Source organism: Streptomyces sp. NPDC058371 (assembly GCF_042723265.1).
Lineage (GTDB): Bacteria > Actinomycetota > Actinomycetes > Streptomycetales > Streptomycetaceae > Streptomyces.
In genome coordinates, this window is sequence record NZ_JBHXJC010000001.1 from 1,382,492 (window position 1) to 1,398,606 (window position 16,115).

At 69.3% G+C, this 16,115-nt stretch carries 17 protein-coding genes; 5 read left to right on the forward strand and 12 right to left on the reverse strand.

Annotated elements, in window-relative coordinates:
- Positions 1–68: 68 nt before the first annotated feature.
- Positions 69–725 carry a maleylpyruvate isomerase N-terminal domain-containing protein gene (locus tag ACFWM2_RS06045; RefSeq protein WP_383273453.1) on the reverse strand — a complete coding sequence of 219 codons (657 nt, stop codon included), beginning with the start codon at positions 723–725 and terminating at the stop codon, positions 69–71.
- Between the two features lie 238 nt (positions 726–963).
- On the opposite strand from ACFWM2_RS06045, the gene nadE reads away from it, so the two are divergent.
- A complete protein-coding gene (gene nadE, locus ACFWM2_RS06050) occupies positions 964–1,794 on the forward strand; it encodes an ammonia-dependent NAD(+) synthetase (RefSeq protein ID WP_383273455.1) in 831 nt (276 codons plus the stop codon).
- Between the two features lie 140 nt (positions 1,795–1,934).
- On the opposite strand, the gene lysA is transcribed toward nadE, so the two are convergent.
- From lysA to ACFWM2_RS06070, 4 genes are all read right to left on the reverse strand, one after another.
- Complete coding sequence (gene lysA, locus ACFWM2_RS06055) at positions 1,935–3,311, reverse strand: diaminopimelate decarboxylase (RefSeq protein WP_383273457.1); 1,377 nt, start codon at positions 3,309–3,311, stop codon at positions 1,935–1,937.
- 13 nt (positions 3,312–3,324) lie between these two features.
- Positions 3,325–3,753 carry an SAV_915 family protein gene (locus ACFWM2_RS06060; RefSeq protein ID WP_383273459.1) on the reverse strand — a complete coding sequence of 143 codons (429 nt, stop codon included), beginning with the start codon at positions 3,751–3,753 and terminating at the stop codon, positions 3,325–3,327.
- A 154-nt stretch (positions 3,754–3,907) separates the two neighbouring features.
- The gene (locus tag ACFWM2_RS06065; RefSeq protein WP_383273461.1) at positions 3,908–6,370 is read right to left on the reverse strand and encodes a penicillin acylase family protein; all 2,463 of its coding nucleotides are present in this window, start codon (positions 6,368–6,370) and stop codon (positions 3,908–3,910) included.
- A 155-nt stretch (positions 6,371–6,525) separates the two neighbouring features.
- A complete protein-coding gene (locus ACFWM2_RS06070; RefSeq protein WP_383273463.1) occupies positions 6,526–7,383 on the reverse strand; it encodes an oxidoreductase in 858 nt (285 codons plus the stop codon).
- A 50-nt stretch (positions 7,384–7,433) separates the two neighbouring features.
- Here ACFWM2_RS06070 and ACFWM2_RS06075 point away from each other — a divergent pair, with 50 nt between their 5' ends.
- The 3 genes from ACFWM2_RS06075 (at position 7,434) to ACFWM2_RS06085 (ending at position 9,624) form a co-directional block, all read left to right on the forward strand.
- Positions 7,434–7,667 (forward strand): DUF664 domain-containing protein, encoded by a 234-nt coding sequence (locus ACFWM2_RS06075; protein ID WP_383274210.1) that lies wholly within the window; start codon positions 7,434–7,436, stop codon positions 7,665–7,667.
- 112 nt (positions 7,668–7,779) lie between these two features.
- Positions 7,780–8,112, forward strand: a complete 333-nt coding sequence (locus tag ACFWM2_RS06080; protein WP_383273465.1) for a hypothetical protein — start codon at positions 7,780–7,782, stop codon at positions 8,110–8,112.
- Between the two features lie 294 nt (positions 8,113–8,406).
- A complete protein-coding gene (locus ACFWM2_RS06085) occupies positions 8,407–9,624 on the forward strand; it encodes an MFS transporter (protein ID WP_383273467.1) in 1,218 nt (405 codons plus the stop codon).
- Positions 9,625–9,734: 110 nt separating this feature from the next.
- Here the strand turns inward: ACFWM2_RS06085 and ACFWM2_RS06090 are convergent, their stop codons facing one another.
- Positions 9,735–10,241 carry an NUDIX hydrolase gene (locus ACFWM2_RS06090; protein ID WP_383273469.1) on the reverse strand — a complete coding sequence of 169 codons (507 nt, stop codon included), beginning with the start codon at positions 10,239–10,241 and terminating at the stop codon, positions 9,735–9,737.
- Between the two features lie 158 nt (positions 10,242–10,399).
- On the opposite strand from ACFWM2_RS06090, the gene ACFWM2_RS06095 reads away from it, so the two are divergent.
- On the forward strand, positions 10,400–10,969 hold the full coding sequence (locus ACFWM2_RS06095) for a DinB family protein (RefSeq protein WP_383273471.1): 570 nt from the start codon (positions 10,400–10,402) through the stop codon (positions 10,967–10,969).
- A gap of 214 nt (positions 10,970–11,183) precedes the next feature.
- Here the strand turns inward: ACFWM2_RS06095 and ACFWM2_RS06100 are convergent, their stop codons facing one another.
- The 6 genes from ACFWM2_RS06100 to ACFWM2_RS06125 all read right to left on the reverse strand — a co-directional run bounded on the left by ACFWM2_RS06100 (position 11,184) and on the right by ACFWM2_RS06125 (position 16,053).
- Positions 11,184–11,600 carry a response regulator transcription factor gene (locus ACFWM2_RS06100; protein ID WP_383273473.1) on the reverse strand — a complete coding sequence of 139 codons (417 nt, stop codon included), beginning with the start codon at positions 11,598–11,600 and terminating at the stop codon, positions 11,184–11,186.
- Entirely contained in the window at positions 11,597–12,733 is a 1,137-nt protein-coding gene (locus ACFWM2_RS06105; protein WP_383273475.1) for a PAS domain S-box protein, read from the reverse strand. Before ACFWM2_RS06105 ends, ACFWM2_RS06100 begins: the two co-directional genes overlap by 4 nt.
- The gene (locus ACFWM2_RS06110; protein WP_383273477.1) at positions 12,730–13,386 is read right to left on the reverse strand and encodes a response regulator; all 657 of its coding nucleotides are present in this window, start codon (positions 13,384–13,386) and stop codon (positions 12,730–12,732) included. The genes ACFWM2_RS06105 and ACFWM2_RS06110 overlap by 4 nt, the downstream gene beginning before the upstream one ends.
- 83 nt (positions 13,387–13,469) lie before the next feature.
- Positions 13,470–13,823, reverse strand: coding sequence for an STAS domain-containing protein (locus tag ACFWM2_RS06115; RefSeq protein ID WP_383273480.1), 354 nt, complete (start codon positions 13,821–13,823; stop codon positions 13,470–13,472).
- Between the two features lie 202 nt (positions 13,824–14,025).
- On the reverse strand, positions 14,026–14,976 hold the full coding sequence (locus tag ACFWM2_RS06120; RefSeq protein WP_383273482.1) for an anti-sigma factor RsbA family regulatory protein: 951 nt from the start codon (positions 14,974–14,976) through the stop codon (positions 14,026–14,028).
- A gap of 279 nt (positions 14,977–15,255) precedes the next feature.
- Entirely contained in the window at positions 15,256–16,053 is a 798-nt protein-coding gene (locus tag ACFWM2_RS06125; RefSeq protein WP_383273484.1) for an SAM-dependent methyltransferase, read from the reverse strand.
- Positions 16,054–16,115 lie beyond the last annotated feature (62 nt).

Sequence of the window (16,115 nt, forward strand, 5' to 3'; positions counted from 1 at the left end):
AGGTGCCGGGCCCGCCGACCGGCGTTCTTCACCGCATGCGCAGAACGTGACGAACCCCGGAGCACCGATCAGCCGAGGACGAGCGGCAGTTTCGCGGCCAGCTCACCCAGGTCGTCCTTTTCCGCTTCGTTCGGTGCACGCCGTCCGGTGCCGATCAGCAGTGCGTCCCTGTCGGAGAACGACGGGGGGAACGCCGCACCGGCGATCTTCTCCAGGAGCTCTCGCGACCGGGCGAGCGCCTCGGCCGGCGGTTCCGCCGCCTCCGTGAGGTGGGCGATCAGGTCGAGGTGGTGCAGCGTCCATTCCAGGACGTAGGCGGTGAGGTAGTCCTCCACGGTGAGCACCTCGTCCTGGGTGCCGACCCGCAGCGCGGGATCCGCGAGCTGAGCGGCGCGACCGGCCGCGGAACCGACGTCGTCGAGGTGGAACTTGAGCAGCCCCGGGTCTTCGTAGGCCGCGGCCAGCCGGACGATCAGCGCGTCGAGCGGGTCCTCGCCGGTCGGCGGCCGGTCGTCGACGTTCCAATACGTGACCGCGTCGACGGTCGGTTCCGCGTCGGCGGGGGTGACGAGGGTGATCAGGACGTCCTGAGCGTCGATGATCAGGTGACACACCAGGTCCTGCACCAGCCAGCCGGAGCAGCCGGACGGCCGCGTGAATTCCTCGTCCGGGAGTTCGGCGACCGCTGTGCGCAACGCTGTCCACGAGCGCGAGAAGAGATCCACTGCCGCAAGCTAACAGCGCGAGGTCTCCGCTGCGAGCGAATTCCCCTGCCGGCCACCGGAGAACTCGCTCTCGTGCAGCGGGAACCCGGGGGTCGGCACGGGCGCGGGCGATGGCGAAGCCGGGGATGCTCCAGGGCGGAGGCCGACGTCGGCCTGATCGCCGCGCGGCATAGAGTCGGGAAAGCGACGGCCCACCGCCCTCCGCCTTTGTCACCACGACCGATCAGAAGGAGCAGCCGTGACCGACCCGGCGTCCGACACCCTGCAGCAGGAGATAGCCCGGGATCTCCAGGTGTCCGAGAGTTTCGACCCGGAGCTGGAGATCGAGCGCCGGGTGGCCTTCCTCGCCGAGCAGCTGACCTCGGTGGGGCTGCGGTCGCTGGTGCTCGGCATCAGCGGTGGTGTGGACTCCACGACCACGGGGCGGCTGTGCCAACTCGCGGTGGAGCGGGCCCGTGCCGCCGGACACGACGCGACCTTCTACGCCATGCGCCTGCCGTACGGGGTCCAGGCGGACGAGAAGGACGCCCAGCTCGCCGTGGGGTTCATCAACGCCGATCAGGTCCTGACCGTGGACGTGAAGTCCGCCAGCGATGCCGCAATGGCCGCCCTGCTGGCCGGCGGAGTGACCTTCCGGGACGCGCACCACCAGGACTTCGTCCAGGGCAACATCAAGGCCCGGCAGCGGATGATCGCCCAGTACGCGGTGGCGGGCGCGCACCACGGTCTGGTCGTGGGCACCGACCACGCGGCCGAGGCGGTCTCGGGGTTCTTCACCAAGTACGGAGACGGCGCGGCCGACGTCGTACCGCTGACGGGGCTCACGAAGCGCCGGGTGCGGGCCCTGGCACAGACGCTGGGTGCCCCGGCGGAACTCGTGTGGAAGACGCCGACCGCGGACCTGGAGACGCTGGATCCGGGCAAGCCCGACGAGGACGCCCTCGGAGTGACGTACGACGCGATCGACGACTTCCTGGAGGGCAAGCCCGTGGGCGAGCAGGCCTACGAGTCGATCACCCGCCGCTATCGCCTCACCGAGCACAAGCGCCAGTTGCCTGTCGCGCCCTGAGTCCCGTCGCCAGGAGATCTACTTGCCGGCGGTCGCGATGAGCGCCCGTATCGGCCGTCGTGTGTGCGTGCCGCACCGGCTGGGCCCGTGAGGTCAGGTAGGCCCAGCCGGTACGCCCCGGACGGGGACAGAACACGGTGCTACAGGCCGATGTCCCGGCGGCTGATGTCGTCCAGCGACTCCCGGCGTACGACAACCCGAGCGATCCCGCCGGCCACCGCGACCACCGGAGGCCGGCCCACCAGGTTGTAGCCGGACGCCATGGACAGGTGGTAGGCGCCGGCCGCGGGAACGGCGAGGAGGTCGCCGGCCCGTACGTCACCCGGCAGTGCCACCTCGTCCGCGAGAACGTCGCCCGCCTCGCAGTGCCGGCCCACGACCGTGACCAGGCGGGGCGGCTCCGTCGACGGGCGGCCGATGAGGCGAGGCGCGTACCGCACCCCGTACAGCGCGGGCCTGGGGTTGTCGCTCATGCCGCCGTCGACGGCGACGAAGACGCGCCGCCCGGTGCGCTTCACGGCGAGGACCCTGTAGACGACGACGCCCGCCGGTCCGACGATCGCCCGGCCCGGCTCCAGGGTCAGCCGGGGCACGGGCAGGCCGGTAAGTGCGCAGCCGTCCTCCAGTTCGGCACGTACCCGGCCGGCGAGCACGCCCACGTCGAGGCTCTCGTCACCGGGCCGGTAGGCGATGGCGTGGCCCCCGCCGATGTTCAGCTGGGGGAGGACGACGCCGTGCTGGTCCCGGATCAGGGCCAGCAGTCCGACCATGCGCCGCACCGCGGTGACGTAGGGCTTCACGGAGTCGATCTGTGAACCGATGTGGCAGTGCAGGCCGAGGAGTTCCAGGTGCGGCTGGTCGAGTATCCGGGTGACCGCGTGCTGTGCGGAGCCGTCCGCGAGCGACAGGCCGAACTTCTGGTCGTCCGTGCCGGTGCGCACCTTCGCGTGTGCTCCGGCCGCGACGCCCGGCACCACGCGCACCATGACCCCCTGGCGGGTGCCGGAAGGCGTGAGCGCGGCGATGCGGGCGATCTCCGAAGTGCTGTCCACGACGATGCGGCCGACTCCGAGGCGCAGCGCGGTGCTCAGGTCCTCGGGGCTCTTGGCATTGCCGTGCATGACGATCCTCTCCGGCGGAAAGCCGGCGGACACGGCGAACAGCAACTCCCCGGCGGAGCACACGTCAAGCCCCAGGCCCTCCTCCTGGACCCAGCGCGCCATCGCCCGGCACAGGAACGCCTTGGCGGCGTAGACGACGTCGGCCTCGGGGAACGCCGTGCGGTATGTACGGCAGCGCTCCCGGACCTCCTGCTCGTCGAGGACGTACACGGGGGTGCCGAAGCGGTCGGCGGCCTCGGTGACGGAGACCCCGCCGACGGAGACGTCGCCGTCGGGCTCGGGGCGCGCCGAGCGGGGCCAGACGGACAGGCCGTCGGTGCCTGCGAGAAGCCGGGACAGCGCCTGGGGATCCGACGGCAGGGAGGACGGCGGGGACGAAGGAAGGGAAACGGTCATGGCAGGCGCCTCCTCAGCCGATCAGCAGGTGCGAACGGGCGGTGACGGCAGCGCCGCCGGTCGCCGGCTCGGGACGCCGTCCCTGCCGCGAACGCTCGCGTTCGCTTTCCGCGGCGAGCGCGGAGGAGACCGATGGGGCGGCGGACACGGACGCGGTTCGGAGAGCGGAGAGCTCCGGGTCGACGGTGAGGGTGGTGACGCCGAGGAGTGCGGCGAGCGCACGCAGCGCGGGTTCGGAGAGCCTGATACTCGCCTGGTCCGCGCCCAGGGTGGCGGTGAGCTTCGCTGCCGACGTGAATCCGATGGCCGTACGGCCGCCCAGGGGTGTGCGGAAGAACCGGGCCGCACAGACCGCGGGCCCCGACCGGACAGGGATGTGGAGAAGTCCGGCCGGGAAACGTTCGGAAGGCTCGGGATCCTCGGAGTGGTCGATCGCAGACATGCTGCTGCTCCTCGCAGAAGACGGCGTGCGCTGCCCGACCGGACCGGCCGGGCAGCGCCTTGAGGTTATGCCCCCGGCCGGGGGCCGGTCCCCCCACTGACGGATGCTTGACGAGAACCCCCCACCCGTAACGCGACGCTTACGGGGTGCCGTGTCAGCTGCGCAGGACCGTCACCTCCAGGGCCGGGTCGGCCGCGATCTCGGCTTTCGCGAAGCGTTCGATGACCCACTGTTTGCGGGAGAAGAGGCGGGTCTGGTCCGTGAAGTGGGGTGAGGCCGGGTTCGCCGACTGGCCGTAGGTGAGGAGCGTGTGGGTGCGGGGGCCGTCGGGGGTCAGTTCGACGGCCATGAGGAAGCTGGTGCCGAAGGCGCCGGCGGTCGGCGTCCCGGTGCCCGAGACGGGGCTCGCGTCCACGACGTCGAAGCAGCCCTTGTCGCCGCTGCAGCCGGGGAGTGGAATTCCGGCCCACTTCTGTACGGCGCCCAGCTCGGTGTCGACCGGGAGGTCACGGGCGGCGAAGTCCTGGACGGCGTCGGCAAGGGCGCGTTGGACCCGTACGTCGTCGCCCTTGATGCCGCGCGGTGTGGTGACGGGCTGGGCCGGGTCGTAGGGGACGCGGCGCCAGCCGTCGTCGGGCCCGGAGCGGAGGAGATGGTCGAAGAAGGCGACCCAGAGCGCGGCTCCCCGGCTGTCGGTGTCGGCGCGGGTGTCCCAACGGGCGAGGGTCGCGCAGGCTTGCCGTACGTCGACCTGCTCGCCGTCCGTGGTCTCCAGGCGTGGGTTGGCACGGCACATGGCGACCACGTCGTCGCGGCCCGTCTCGGCCGACAGGACGCGGTTGCCCAGCATCGACGCGCGCAGGGTGCTCTCGGTGAAGCCCGGAGCGCCGAGTCCGTCGGTGCCGTCCACCCGTTCCGCGATCATGCGCAGTCCGAGCTGGGCGCGCGGGCCGAGACCGGAACTGCTGTCGTACGCGGCCGGAAAGCCGGTCAGAGGTGCCGCGGGATTGGTGTGCCGGGGCCCGTTGTTGGAGTTGGCGACGTAGTCGGAGCGGCTCAGCTTCGGCTGGTGGGACGGCCCGTAGATGCCCTTCACGAGTGCGTCGGGATCGCTGCCCCAGGCGCACGCCGATGTGGAACCGTCCAGGGTGTCGGGGGCCTCCCCGCTCTCCGGGAGCGTGCAGCTCTTGAGTTGGTCATCGCTGAGGTGGGCGACGACCGAGGAGTCGGTGAAGTACGTGCCACCGCTGGTGTCGGCCGCGAGGGTGTAGGTCCACGGGATGCCCTGATAGGTGTCCTGCGCGGCGCGCAGCTGGTCGAGGTTCCGGGCCTTGCCCATGGCCAGCCAGGTGTTCATGGAACGCAGGTTGTCGGCGTTGGCGTCACGGACGGCGTAGGCGGTCTCCGTGGTCCAGCCGTTCGAGAGGACGGGGCCGAAGCGTGAGGTGTAGAGGGTGCGGTCGACGGTCGACAGCTTGCCGTTCTTGTCGCGGACGGTGACCGGGACCGTACGGCGTTTCATCTGCTCGGTCCTGCCGTCGACGACGTAGCCGGTCGGGTCGCCGGGGGTGAGCTTCAGGGCGTAGAAGGAGGCGTGCTGTGCGTCGCTCGCGGTGTGTGTCCAGGCGAGGTTCCGGTTGTGGCCGATCAGGACCAGGGGCGTGCCGTACAGACCGGCGCCCGACACGTCGAGGGTGCCGGGGATCGTCAACTGGACCTGGTAGAAGCGCAAGTTGCCCCCGGTCCACGGCAGGTGCGGGTTGGCGAGGACCATCGCGTTGTCCGTACGGGTGGCGTCCTGGCCCAACGCCCAGCCGTTGCTGCCGAAGTCGGCGGTGGGAGGGCTGTGCTTGCTTGGGGCGAAGGGCGTTGTGGTTGTCTTGCCGGAGGTTCCGGGGCCCATCGTGCTGGTGCTGGTGCTGGTGCTGGTGCTGGTGCTGGTGCTGGTGCTGGTGCTGGTGACGGCGCCGGTGCCGCTGTTGCCACCGGCCGCCGGAGGCTTCGCGTCGCCGATCTCCGGCGCCAGCGAGGCGGCCCCGGTCACGCCGTTGACCTCGTACACGACGCTCCACAGATCGAGGGCGGTGACCGGCCGCACCCAGGGTTTGCCCTTGCAGCGCGGGTCGGGCAGCTTCTCGACGCCGGTGTCCCGCAGATAGCGGTTGTACCCGGCGGCGTACCCCTCGACCATGCGCCGCAGTTCCGCCGTCGGACCCAACGGCGCCTTTCGGTCGAGCAGCCGTTGGACCGTGCCCGCCCGCTGCAGCCCGCTGTAGTACGTGTCGCTCGCCAGGTTGGCGCCGTCGCCACCCTCACCACCCTCGCCGGGCTCGCCGTCGGGCCCGAAGAACAGGGACCGCTGGCCCCGCAACGTCACCACCTGGTCGGCGAGTTCACAGACGTTGTCCTGCGCGAACGCGTAGCCGTAGCCGTATCCGAGCCCGTCGAAGTCCCGCGCCAGGATGTGCGGGATGCCGTACTCGGTCCGGCTGATCCGGGCCGAGAGGCCGCCCTCGGCCATCGTCTCGCCGTCCGGCGCGGTCGCGGCGGACGAGGGCGCGGGGACCAGGGCCACGGCGGCCGAGGTGAGGCAGAGGGCGGCCGCGACCGCGGTCAACTTGCCTAATACGGAAGTTCTATGACGCTTCGTCACCAATCCGGATTGACTCATGGCCCCACCTTGCAGGGCCGACCGACGGGCGGCATCGGGCCCTCGGCGGATATACGAGAGGGGTGTCAGTCCGGGGGCGTACGCCGGGAGGTCCATCGCGGCTACCCGAGTTCGGCGATGTCCTCCGGGCTCAACTTCACCGCACCAGCGGCGATGTTCTCCTCGAGGTGGTCCGGTGAGCCGGTGCCAGGGATGAGGAGGATGTTCGGCGAACGGGCCAGCAGCCAGGCCAGGGCCACCTGCGGCACGGTCGCGCCGTGGCGGGCGGCGACAGCGTCCAGCTGCTCGGCCACGATGGGCTGGAAACCGCCGACCGGGAAGAAGGGGACGTACGCGATGCCGGCGTCGGCGCAGGCGTCGATGAGCGGGTCGTCGTCGCGTCGGGCGAGGTTGTAGAGGTTCTGGACGCACGCGATCGGGGCGATCTTACGAGCCTCGTCGAAATCGGCGGCTGTGATGTTGGAGATGCCGATATGGCGGATCAGGCCCTCCTCCCGCAGTGCGAGCAGGGTTTCCAGTGGCGCGGTCAGGGACGTGTCGGCCGGGTCGAGGTCGCCCATCCGAAGATTCACCACGTCCAGTCGGTCCACACCGAGCGAGCGCAGGTTCGCCTCGATGCCACGGCGCAGGTTGTCGGGGGAGAGGCCGGTCTTCTCCACGTCCGGCAGGGCGATGTCGGAGCCCTCGACCAGCGCGCCCACCTTGGTCACGATCACCAGGTCGTCCGGATAGGGGTGCAGTGCCTCTCGGATCAGTTCATTGGCGGCCACCCCGTCACGCGAGTAGTAGTGCGAGGTGTCGATGTGGTTCACGCCGAGCTCCACGGCCCGGCGCAGGACCGCCAGCGCCGTCCCCCGGTCGGGCCGGTCGCCTTTCGGCCAGCCGGTCAGCTTCATCGCGCCGTACCCGATTCGCGCGACGCTCAAGTCGCCGCCCAATGACCATCGTTGTGTTGTCACGGTTCATCACCTTACTGCTTTGTGTCCCCAGGTGATCTTGTTCGTGACGCCTGGGCAGGGGTGGGGACGGGAACCGGTATGGGACGGCCTTCTTCGAGGAGCAGGTGGCCATCTCGCGGGAAATCACCGCAGGCCTGGCGCTGGAAGCTCCGTGCGGGCGCCCCGACCTCGCGGACCGGAATCTGCGATGGGTCCTGCTCCACATGATCGAGGAGACTGCCCGGCACGCCGGTCACGCGGACATCATTCGAGAGGGCATCGACGGTAGTACCGGTATCTACTAGTGTTCCGCCGCAAGACTTGATCTTGCCCCAGGGGCCGCCTGGCGATTGCGCCTGGTCCGCGCGGGTCCCGGTCCAAGAACGGCGTCCTGGTCGAGCAAGAGGAGACAGCCGCGTGAGCGAGGCCCTTGGCCCCGGCAGCCGTCGTCACAGCGTGGAACTGCAGATTGACCGGGTCATCGTCGCGTCCTTCGAAAAGGCCGCTGTCACCGTGCGCTGCCTGCGAGGGCCGGTCCGTCGCGGTGCCCGCTTCAACTGGCTCAGCGGTTCAGCACACGCGATTGACCTGACGCTGACACAGGCCGTTGTCTACGGGCATCGGGTGGCAGAACTCGACACTGGTCTCACCGCCTTCGTGTCTCTCCGAGGGGATGGCGTCCCACGTCTCATGTCGGGCACCTTGGCCTCCGGATGGCAGGTAATCCAAGGCGCCAACCCGTTGCGCTGACCCAGCGATCCGCTGGAATTGGCAATCGCTCCAAGCGAGGATCACAAGCGAGGCCCGCTACGGCCATTACTGGTGTCCGGTGTCGGAGCCGGCCGCCACCAGCGAGAGCATGCTCAGGCCGCCCTACCGACACCACCGCTACGGCCAAGGCACCTCATTGCGTTGGCCGTTGTCAGCCGGAATGCGTCACCACCCTTGAAGGGCAACGGTGCAGTCGCAGATCTGCCAGCCCGTTCTCGATGAGAGCTGCTGGACTGATCGCGAAGCACGCTGCCTTTCACAGGACGGAACGCCATGCCGGCAAGCACCACCACTTCAGTCAACCTCTTAGCCTCTCGATCCCCGCTGATGGGGTGGCTGGCCGTGGTCTCGGTGATGCTGGGAATCTTCGTCATCGTCACCACTGAGATCCTGCCGATCGGTCTGCTGACGTCGATCGGATCCAGTTTCACCGTCTCGGACGGGATGGCTGGGCTGATGATGACCATGCCGGGCTTCCTGGCTGCCATCTCCGCACCACTGGTCACCGCGGCCACGAGACGCTTCGACCGCCGACTGATGCTGTGCGTCTTCATGTTCCTGCTGGCACTGGCGAACTTCCTTGCCGCCGCGGCACCCAACTACTGGCTCGTACTGACGTCCCGGATCATGGTCGGGATCACGATCGGCGGCTTCTGGTCGATCGGAGCCGGGCTGGCGGAACGACTGGTGCCGCCGGCCTCGGTCGGGAGGGCAACTGCTGTGATCTTCTCCGCCGTCCCGCTGGGATCCGTCCTCGGCGTGCCGACGGGCACCCTCATCGGACATCTCACTGGATGGCGAACGGCCTTCATCATCATGGGAGCTCTGACGGTCGGCGTCCTGGCCATGGTGTTCTTGCTCGTGCCGCCGCTTCCTCCGGTCCACGCCACGCGGCTGGGCGACCTCAACGGCATGCTCCGCAACGTAAACACTCGCTTCGCACTCCTGCTGACTTTCCTTGTCGTGCTGGCCCACTTCGGCACCTACACCTACGTGACACCGTTCCTGGAACAGGTCACCCACGCCGGCGGTGGTCTGATCACTGCATTCCTGCTGCTCTACGGTGCCGCCGGCATCCTCGGCAACTTCCTGGGCGGCGCCTGGGTGGCCCGGTATCCGCGGACCGTCATCGGGCTCGCGGCCGCCCTGATCTCCGCGGTGACCCTCCTGCTTCCAGCATTGGGCCGCTGGGAGACCGGCGCGGTGATACTGCTGGTCGTGTGGGGCATCGCGTACGGCGCCGTACCAGTCGCGTCGCAGGCGTGGTTCTCCATCGCGGCACCGCATGCCCCGGAAGCGGCGTCGGTCTTGTTCACCGCCTCCTTTCAGGCAACGATCTCGATTGGTGCACTCGTAGGGGGAGTCATCCTGGACCGCACCTCTCCCTCCACGGTCATGCTGCTGGGCGGTTGCACCGCGCTTCTCATGGTCCTAGTGGGGGCACGCTTCGCCGAGAGCCCCGCCGGACCGGACTGCAACGAGCGGTCCTGAACGCACAGAGACTCGCCCCCAATATTCTGCCCAACGCTCGCCGCGTCGCCCCTCGACCTGACTGCCGCTTGGTCGGCCACTGACCACCCGGATCATCGTGTCAGCCGTTGTCAGTGGTGCCAGGGGAGTCGGACCGGCTGAGCCGGGATGCGTCCGACCACCAGGTCAGCGACCAACTCGGCCAGACCGGACGGATGGACCGTGTCGTTGGTCGCAGCGAGCTCCGCCGGAGTCCACCAGTGGTGGCCCGCATGGTATTTGAGCTCGTCCGCTCCCTGCCCGCTGATATCGACCTGATGGGACGTGACCCGGTAGTAGAAGAAGGTGTCCTGGAACACACCCGCTGCCCAGCCGAGGTCGGCGTACCCGGATGTCTGGGCGATGCTTGAGCCAAGGGCGCCCGCATCGAGCGACAGACCGGTTTCCTCGCGCAGCTCCCGGGCCGCCGCCTCGGCCGGCGTCTCGCCTTCCTCCACGCCCCCGCCTGGGGTGCACCAGCCGTGTTCGCCCCCCGGGTCCTCGGGGTCAATGTGGAACTTGAGCAGCAACACTCGGTCCGCCTCGTCGACCAGCACTACCCGGGCGGACCGGCGGCTGTAATCCCCTTGATCAGGCATCCCGTCAGGCTAGCGGAGGGCCGAGAGCGTCCGGTGCTCCACCAACCCCCGGAGCTGGTCGGGAAGTTCACCGACGTGATCGGGCGTTGCCTGCATCCGCTGGAGTGCGCGAACTTCAATCGCGGCGCACTAGCGAGCCCGAGTCCTCACGGACGAACATGAACCGCATGAGTGACCAACCCGAACGATGGAGCCGGGCAACCGTCTACCCCGACATGTGGGCCGACCCGGACGACGACCCCCGCAACAGCGAAGGTGTCAGTCCGGACGGCGAACTTGCGACGCTGCTGGACTTCCTGACGAACTACCGCATCACCCTGCGGATGAAGTGCGAAGGTCTGGACGCGGAGCAACTGGCCCGTCGGTCGGTTCCGCCGTCGACGATGTCGCTGCTCGGTCTCCTTCGGCACCTCGTCGAGGTGGAACGGGACTGGCGCAACTGGATCAGTGACGGTGATCCGGTGCCGAAGCTGTACGGCGAGGGCGGCGCGGACTTCGACGGAGCTGTCGCCGAGCAGGCCGAGGTCGACGCCGCGTACCACGACCTGGAGCGCGAGCAGGCCGCGACCGACGCCGCGCTGGCCGAACACCCGGATCTGGGCGAGCGTCTGGGGAAGGACGGGGTCGCGGTTCGGGAGCTGATGGTGCACCGGGTCGAGGAGTACGCCCGGCACTGCGGGCACGCCGACCTGTTGCGCGAGTGCATCGACGGAAGGGTGGGCCAGTAAGGACGGTCGGCGGTTACCTCCGCGGTCGGGCCCCGGATCCTGGGGATCGCGGGGCGCCCGGCTGCGGTTCTTCGATCCAGGATGCCGGCTCCAACCGGACACCCGGCCGCAAGCCGCAAGCCGCAAGCCGCAAGCCGCAAGCCGCAAGCCGCAAGCCGCAAGCCGCAAGCCGCACCCCGCACGGCTCCACGGTCGTACGACCGCACGGCCCCGGTCAGGAGAACGTCGCCCCGCTCCTTCCCACTCGGCGCAGTACGGCGAGGAGGTCCTGGTTGCTGGCGCCTTTGAGTACGTACTCGGAAGCGCCGGCACGCTTCATCTCCTCGACCGAGCCCTTGTCGTCGTATGCGGAGAACGCCACGATGCCGCTGTCCGGCGAGCACCGTGCGATCTCCCTGGCGAGGGTGTGGCCGCCGCCGGGGAAGCGGACGTCCAGGACGACCAGGTCCGGCTGATGACGGCGAACGAGGCGAATCGCCTGCTCGGCGTTGGACGCGGTGCCGAGGACCTCCAGGTCGGGCTGCGCCTGCACGACATCGCGCAAGGCGTCCAGGAGCATCGCGTTGTCATCGCACAGGATGACACCCAGCGGCGTATCGGCGCAGTCGTCGCCCGCCGCCGACGTGGTCACGACGGACCGCCCGGCGACGGCGATGGCAATGGCGATGACGCAGGCGCAGGCGATGAAGGCATCGCCTCCGGGTTCGGCACCCAGAACTCGACCGTCGTCCCCTTCCCGGAGTCGCTGCGCATGGACCACCAGCCCGCCGCTGTCTCGGCCCGCTCCCGCATCTCGATGATTCCGAAGTGATCGTGCAGGCCGTCCTTGGACATCGGCTCGCCGGTGCCGTCGTCGATGACCTGCGTCAGGATGCCTCTGTCCGCCGAATGGACACGGAGTGCGACGGTGGTCGCGCGTGCGTGCTTGTGGACGTTCAGCAGAGCCTCTTGGACGATTCGGAAGATGGTGGTGGCCGTCTCGGGCGTCGGCTCACGGTCCAGGTGGTGCTCGAACGAGTAGGTCATCTCCCAGGGGCCCACGACATCAGCCAGATGGTTGGCGAGCGCATCGACCAGCCCGTGCCGGTCGATGCCCGGGGGATGAAGGCGGAACGTGAGGTTGCGGAGCCGGCTGATCGCCGCGCGCACCGTGGTGTCGAGGCTCTCCAGTTCCGCTGAGCACGCTTCCGGCACTCGTTCGGCCAGCAGTTGGAGCCGCATTCCGACGGCGACCATGGCCTGGATGGAGTCGTCATGGACGTCCCACGCGATGCGGCGACGCTCCGTTTCCTGGGCCTGGACCAGATGGTCGAAGAGCCGCCGTCGTTCGCTGAGCGCATGCTGCGCGGCCCGCTGTTCGGACATGTCGCGGGTGACCTTGCCGAAACCGCGCAGCCGGCCCTCGTCGTCCCACAAGGCGGTGATGACGACGTTGGCCCAGAACCGGGAGCCGTCCTTGCGGATGCGCCAGCCCTCGTCCTCGAGCCGGCCTTCGGCCACGGCGGTTTCCAGCTCCCACTGCGGTTTGCCGGACACCTTGTCCTCGGTGGGGTAGAAGACCGAGAAGTGCCGTCCGACGATCTCCGCCGCGCTGTATCCCTTGATCCGCGCCGCTCCCGCGTTCCAGCTGATCACGTTGCCCTGCGGATCGAGCATGAAGATGCCGTAGTCCAGCACGCCCTGGACGAGGAGTGTGAAGGCCGCCTCGGACAGCGGGGCAGTCTCGATCCGGGGGGGCTCCTCGTCTTCCGGGTTCCCGGTCACTTGATGAGCCCTTCGCGTCGGGCGATGGTCACTGCCTCCAGCTGGGATCTGGCTCCCAGCTTCTCCAGTACCCGCTGCACGTGATTGCGGCCGGTGTTGAGGGCGACCCCGAGCCGGTCGCTGATTTCCGTGGTGGTCAAGCCCTCGCCCAGCAGATCGAGGGCCTCCCGCTCCCGTGGAGTCAGCTTGGCACCGGGCACCGGTGTCCTGCCGGTCAGCTGGTCCAGTACGCCACCCAGCAGACTCCGGCTGACCACCACCTCGCCCGCGGCCACCCGCCGTACGGCGTCCTCCAGCTCGTCCAGACCGCTGGCCTTGAGGATCAAGCCGGCTCCACCGGCCTCCGCAACACGTGCTGCGATCGATGCGTTGCCCTCACCGGCCAGGATGAGTACGCGCGCGTCCGGTACGAGCGCCTCCAGGGCGGCGATGGCAGAGATCCCGTCGCCGTCGGGCAGCCGCCTGTCCATCAGCACGACATCCGGTTTGTACCGTCCTGCGTCGGACAGTGCCGTGGCAACGGTGGCCGAGCGCCCCACGATCTCCAGACCGGGTGAGCGCTGCAGGGCGAGGCAGATCGCTTCGGCCACCATGTCGTGGTCCTCGACCACCAGGACGCGGACCGGTCGACTGTGCGTGGTCGATGAAGACATCGGGGCATCCTTGCTGGTGGCGGCTGCACGATCATGCCAGAAGGGCTGCACGGAGCGGTGGGCCCGCAAGGGGCTGGTGTTCCTCATTCGCGGCGAACCGGCACCGTGTCCGTCCCCACGCGTCCCTCGGTCAGGATGTCCGTGGCCCCGATCAGCTCGATCAGCCGGGCCAACTGCGGTCCGATGCCTTCGACGACGAGCTCGACGCCCGCGAGAAGGACGGACATCCGCGCGCCGAGCAGGGCATTGAGACCGGCGCAGTCGCAGAATCCGACGCCGGTGAGATCGAGGCACAGGCGCTTCGGCCGGTCCGCCAGGCAGGTGGCCATCGCCTTCTGCACGTGAGGGGCACTGTCCACGTCGAGTTCGCCGACGAGCGTCACCCGGGCGACGCCCGAGTGCACGACGGCGTGAGAGACGAACGGTCGAACGGTCACGGCGCCCCGCACCTCCCCGCGACCACGCGCTCCGCACAGCAGCACAGCTTCATTCCGCGAGCCTCCTGGGGACGGGCCCCCTCTTGCGCGCATCCCTGGAGATAGTGCGAGGACACCAGCACCCGTCTAGTGAATCTGCACTAGATGTGGAAGTCAACCTGTGCCAGTCGCCGCGCCGCCGGGGCCGAACGGATCTCGGCGGTCAGCCCGTTGCCACGTGCAGGCGCAGGGTGAGTCCGTCCTCGGCCGCACGGATTTCCACCAGGTCGCACAGCTGGTGCATCATCCACAGACCTCGGCCTCCGTTGGCCGACGCGGGATGCGGGCGGGACCGTCCGGCCAACGGGTTCACGAGTCTTCCGCTGTCCCGGACCTCGGCGACGACACCGCGGTCCTCCGACGTCCACAGCCGGAGTGTGCCCCTGCCGCCGCCGTGCGCGATGGAATTCGCGATCGCCTCGCCGACCGCGAGCACGAGGTCCCCACGGCGGGCGGCGCTCAGCGGAGTGTCCCGTGCCCAGTTCTCCGTGAACTGCCGAGCGTTCGCGGTCTGGCCCGAGGTGAACTCGAGGGCAGATGTCGCCGCGGTGGGTTCGGGCAGCGGCAGGTCGCAGTCGGCGTACACGGAAAGCGGATCGGTGTATGCACCGCTGACGGAGACCTCACCGTCGACGACCAGCCGAGCATGCGTACGCCTGGCCTGCGTCAACACGTCGGAGGGCAGCGCTTCGGCATCGTACGGACACAGAAGGGTCACCGGGGAGCCGGCGAAAGCCGTGTTCGTCAGCGCCTCGTGGCGGGTGGCTTCCAGCATCTCGGCCGCTGAACGGCCGGCCCACATCGACTCCTGGACCACACGAATCGCGCGGCCCGCATGCCGTTCGGCGAAACTCAGCAGTGCGGCGAGAATGCGGCCCGGGTTACGGCCCAACTCCCTCATGTCTGCCCAGGAGTCGTGCGGGAGGTCCCGACCCAGGGCCTGGCGCAGAGCGTCGAGGCGCTGGCCCGGCACGGCGACGAACACCGGCTCGTCGTGCTTGAGCGCGGTATGGACGAAGCCGACCACCCCTGACAAGTACTGCACCGAGTCGCGGTAGAGGAAGGCGGAGTGGGCGAACTCCGCGGACTGCGTCGCAGCGCTGCTCCCGGTCATGCAGCGACCTGCGGCACGCGGTGCTCCTAGGGACGTCAGGGGTCCAGAACCGCCAAAATCATAACTCCGTCCTGCCTCGGCGCTTCCAGAGCTCGACCCGCGGCTCTGGAGGGGTGCCCTCAACTGCGCCTTCCAGTCTCCCGTTTGGGCTCGTCCGGGCGGCCCCACCCGGTCAGCCGGCCCAGGGTCCTGACACACCGCGTCGAGCGCGAGACACGTGCCGCGGCGGGCCGAGCCGGTGCTTCACCGCCTCCTGCGGGCCACGCCAGAATCGGTGCCTCACCGAACCTTGCGGGCCACGCCTCCGTAGAAACCGATCTCGCCGGACCGCTCCGGCGGCGGGGTGTCCGGGCGCCAGAACGGGACCTGGGCCAGGCCGGGATCGACCAGTTCGAATCCGTCGAAGAACCGCTCGACCGCGGCGCGCGGGCGCAGGTTCAGCGTGGCGGTGGCGTTGGTGTAGACGGCCTCGGCGGCACTGCGGTCGGCGAAGTCGTCCGTGGCGTGCGAGAGCACGAGGAAGCTGCCGGCCGGCAGGGCATCGCGCAGCGTGGCGACGACCTGTTCGGGCTTCTCCGCGTCGGTGAGGAAGTGGAGGACGGCGACGAGGAGCAGGGCCACGGGCTCGCCGAAGTCGATGACGCGGCGGACGTCGGGGTGATCCACGACGGCCCGCGGCTCGCGCACGTCACCCAGCACGATGCTGGTCGTGCCGGAGCGGCTGAGCAGGGCGTCGGCGTGCGTCTTCACGATCGGATCGTTGTCGACGTACGCGACGCGCACGTCGGGAGCCACTTCGTGGGCGGTCTCGTGCACGTTCGGGGAGGTCGGCAAACCGGTGCCGATGTCGAGGATCTGGCGGACCCCGCTGCGGACCGCGAAACGGACGGCGCGCTGCAGGAAGGCGCGGTTGGCCCGCACGCCGATCCGCACTTCGGGTGCCGCGGCGGCGAGTGCGTCGCCGGCCTGCTGGTCCACCTGGTAGTTGTCCTTGCCGCCCAGCAGGTAGTCGTAGATCCGCGCGGGGTGCGGCCTGCTGGTGTCTATCTCCTCGGCGCGGAAGCCACCCTCTCTCACCCTGCACTCCTCTCGATGACCACCGCGGCCCCATTGCCCGCGACCGGCCGACGACAGCTTCC

What these genes read in the sequence shown, in the direction of transcription:
- lysA (WP_383273457.1), bottom strand. Translation starts at nt 3,311, where the DNA reads ATGACCGTTTCCCTTCCTTCGTCCCCGCCGTCCTCCCTGCCGTCGGAT.
- ACFWM2_RS06060 (WP_383273459.1), bottom strand. Translation starts at nt 3,753, where the DNA reads ATGTCTGCGATCGACCACTCCGAGGATCCCGAGCCTTCCGAACGTTTC.
- ACFWM2_RS06085 (WP_383273467.1), top strand. Translation starts at nt 8,407, where the DNA reads ATGCCGGCAAGCACCACCACTTCAGTCAACCTCTTAGCCTCTCGATCC.
- ACFWM2_RS06090 (WP_383273469.1), bottom strand. Translation starts at nt 10,241, where the DNA reads ATGCCTGATCAAGGGGATTACAGCCGCCGGTCCGCCCGGGTAGTGCTG.
- ACFWM2_RS06095 (WP_383273471.1), top strand. Translation starts at nt 10,400, where the DNA reads ATGAACCGCATGAGTGACCAACCCGAACGATGGAGCCGGGCAACCGTC.
- ACFWM2_RS06110 (WP_383273477.1), bottom strand. Translation starts at nt 13,386, where the DNA reads ATGTCTTCATCGACCACGCACAGTCGACCGGTCCGCGTCCTGGTGGTC.
- ACFWM2_RS06120 (WP_383273482.1), bottom strand. Translation starts at nt 14,976, where the DNA reads ATGACCGGGAGCAGCGCTGCGACGCAGTCCGCGGAGTTCGCCCACTCC.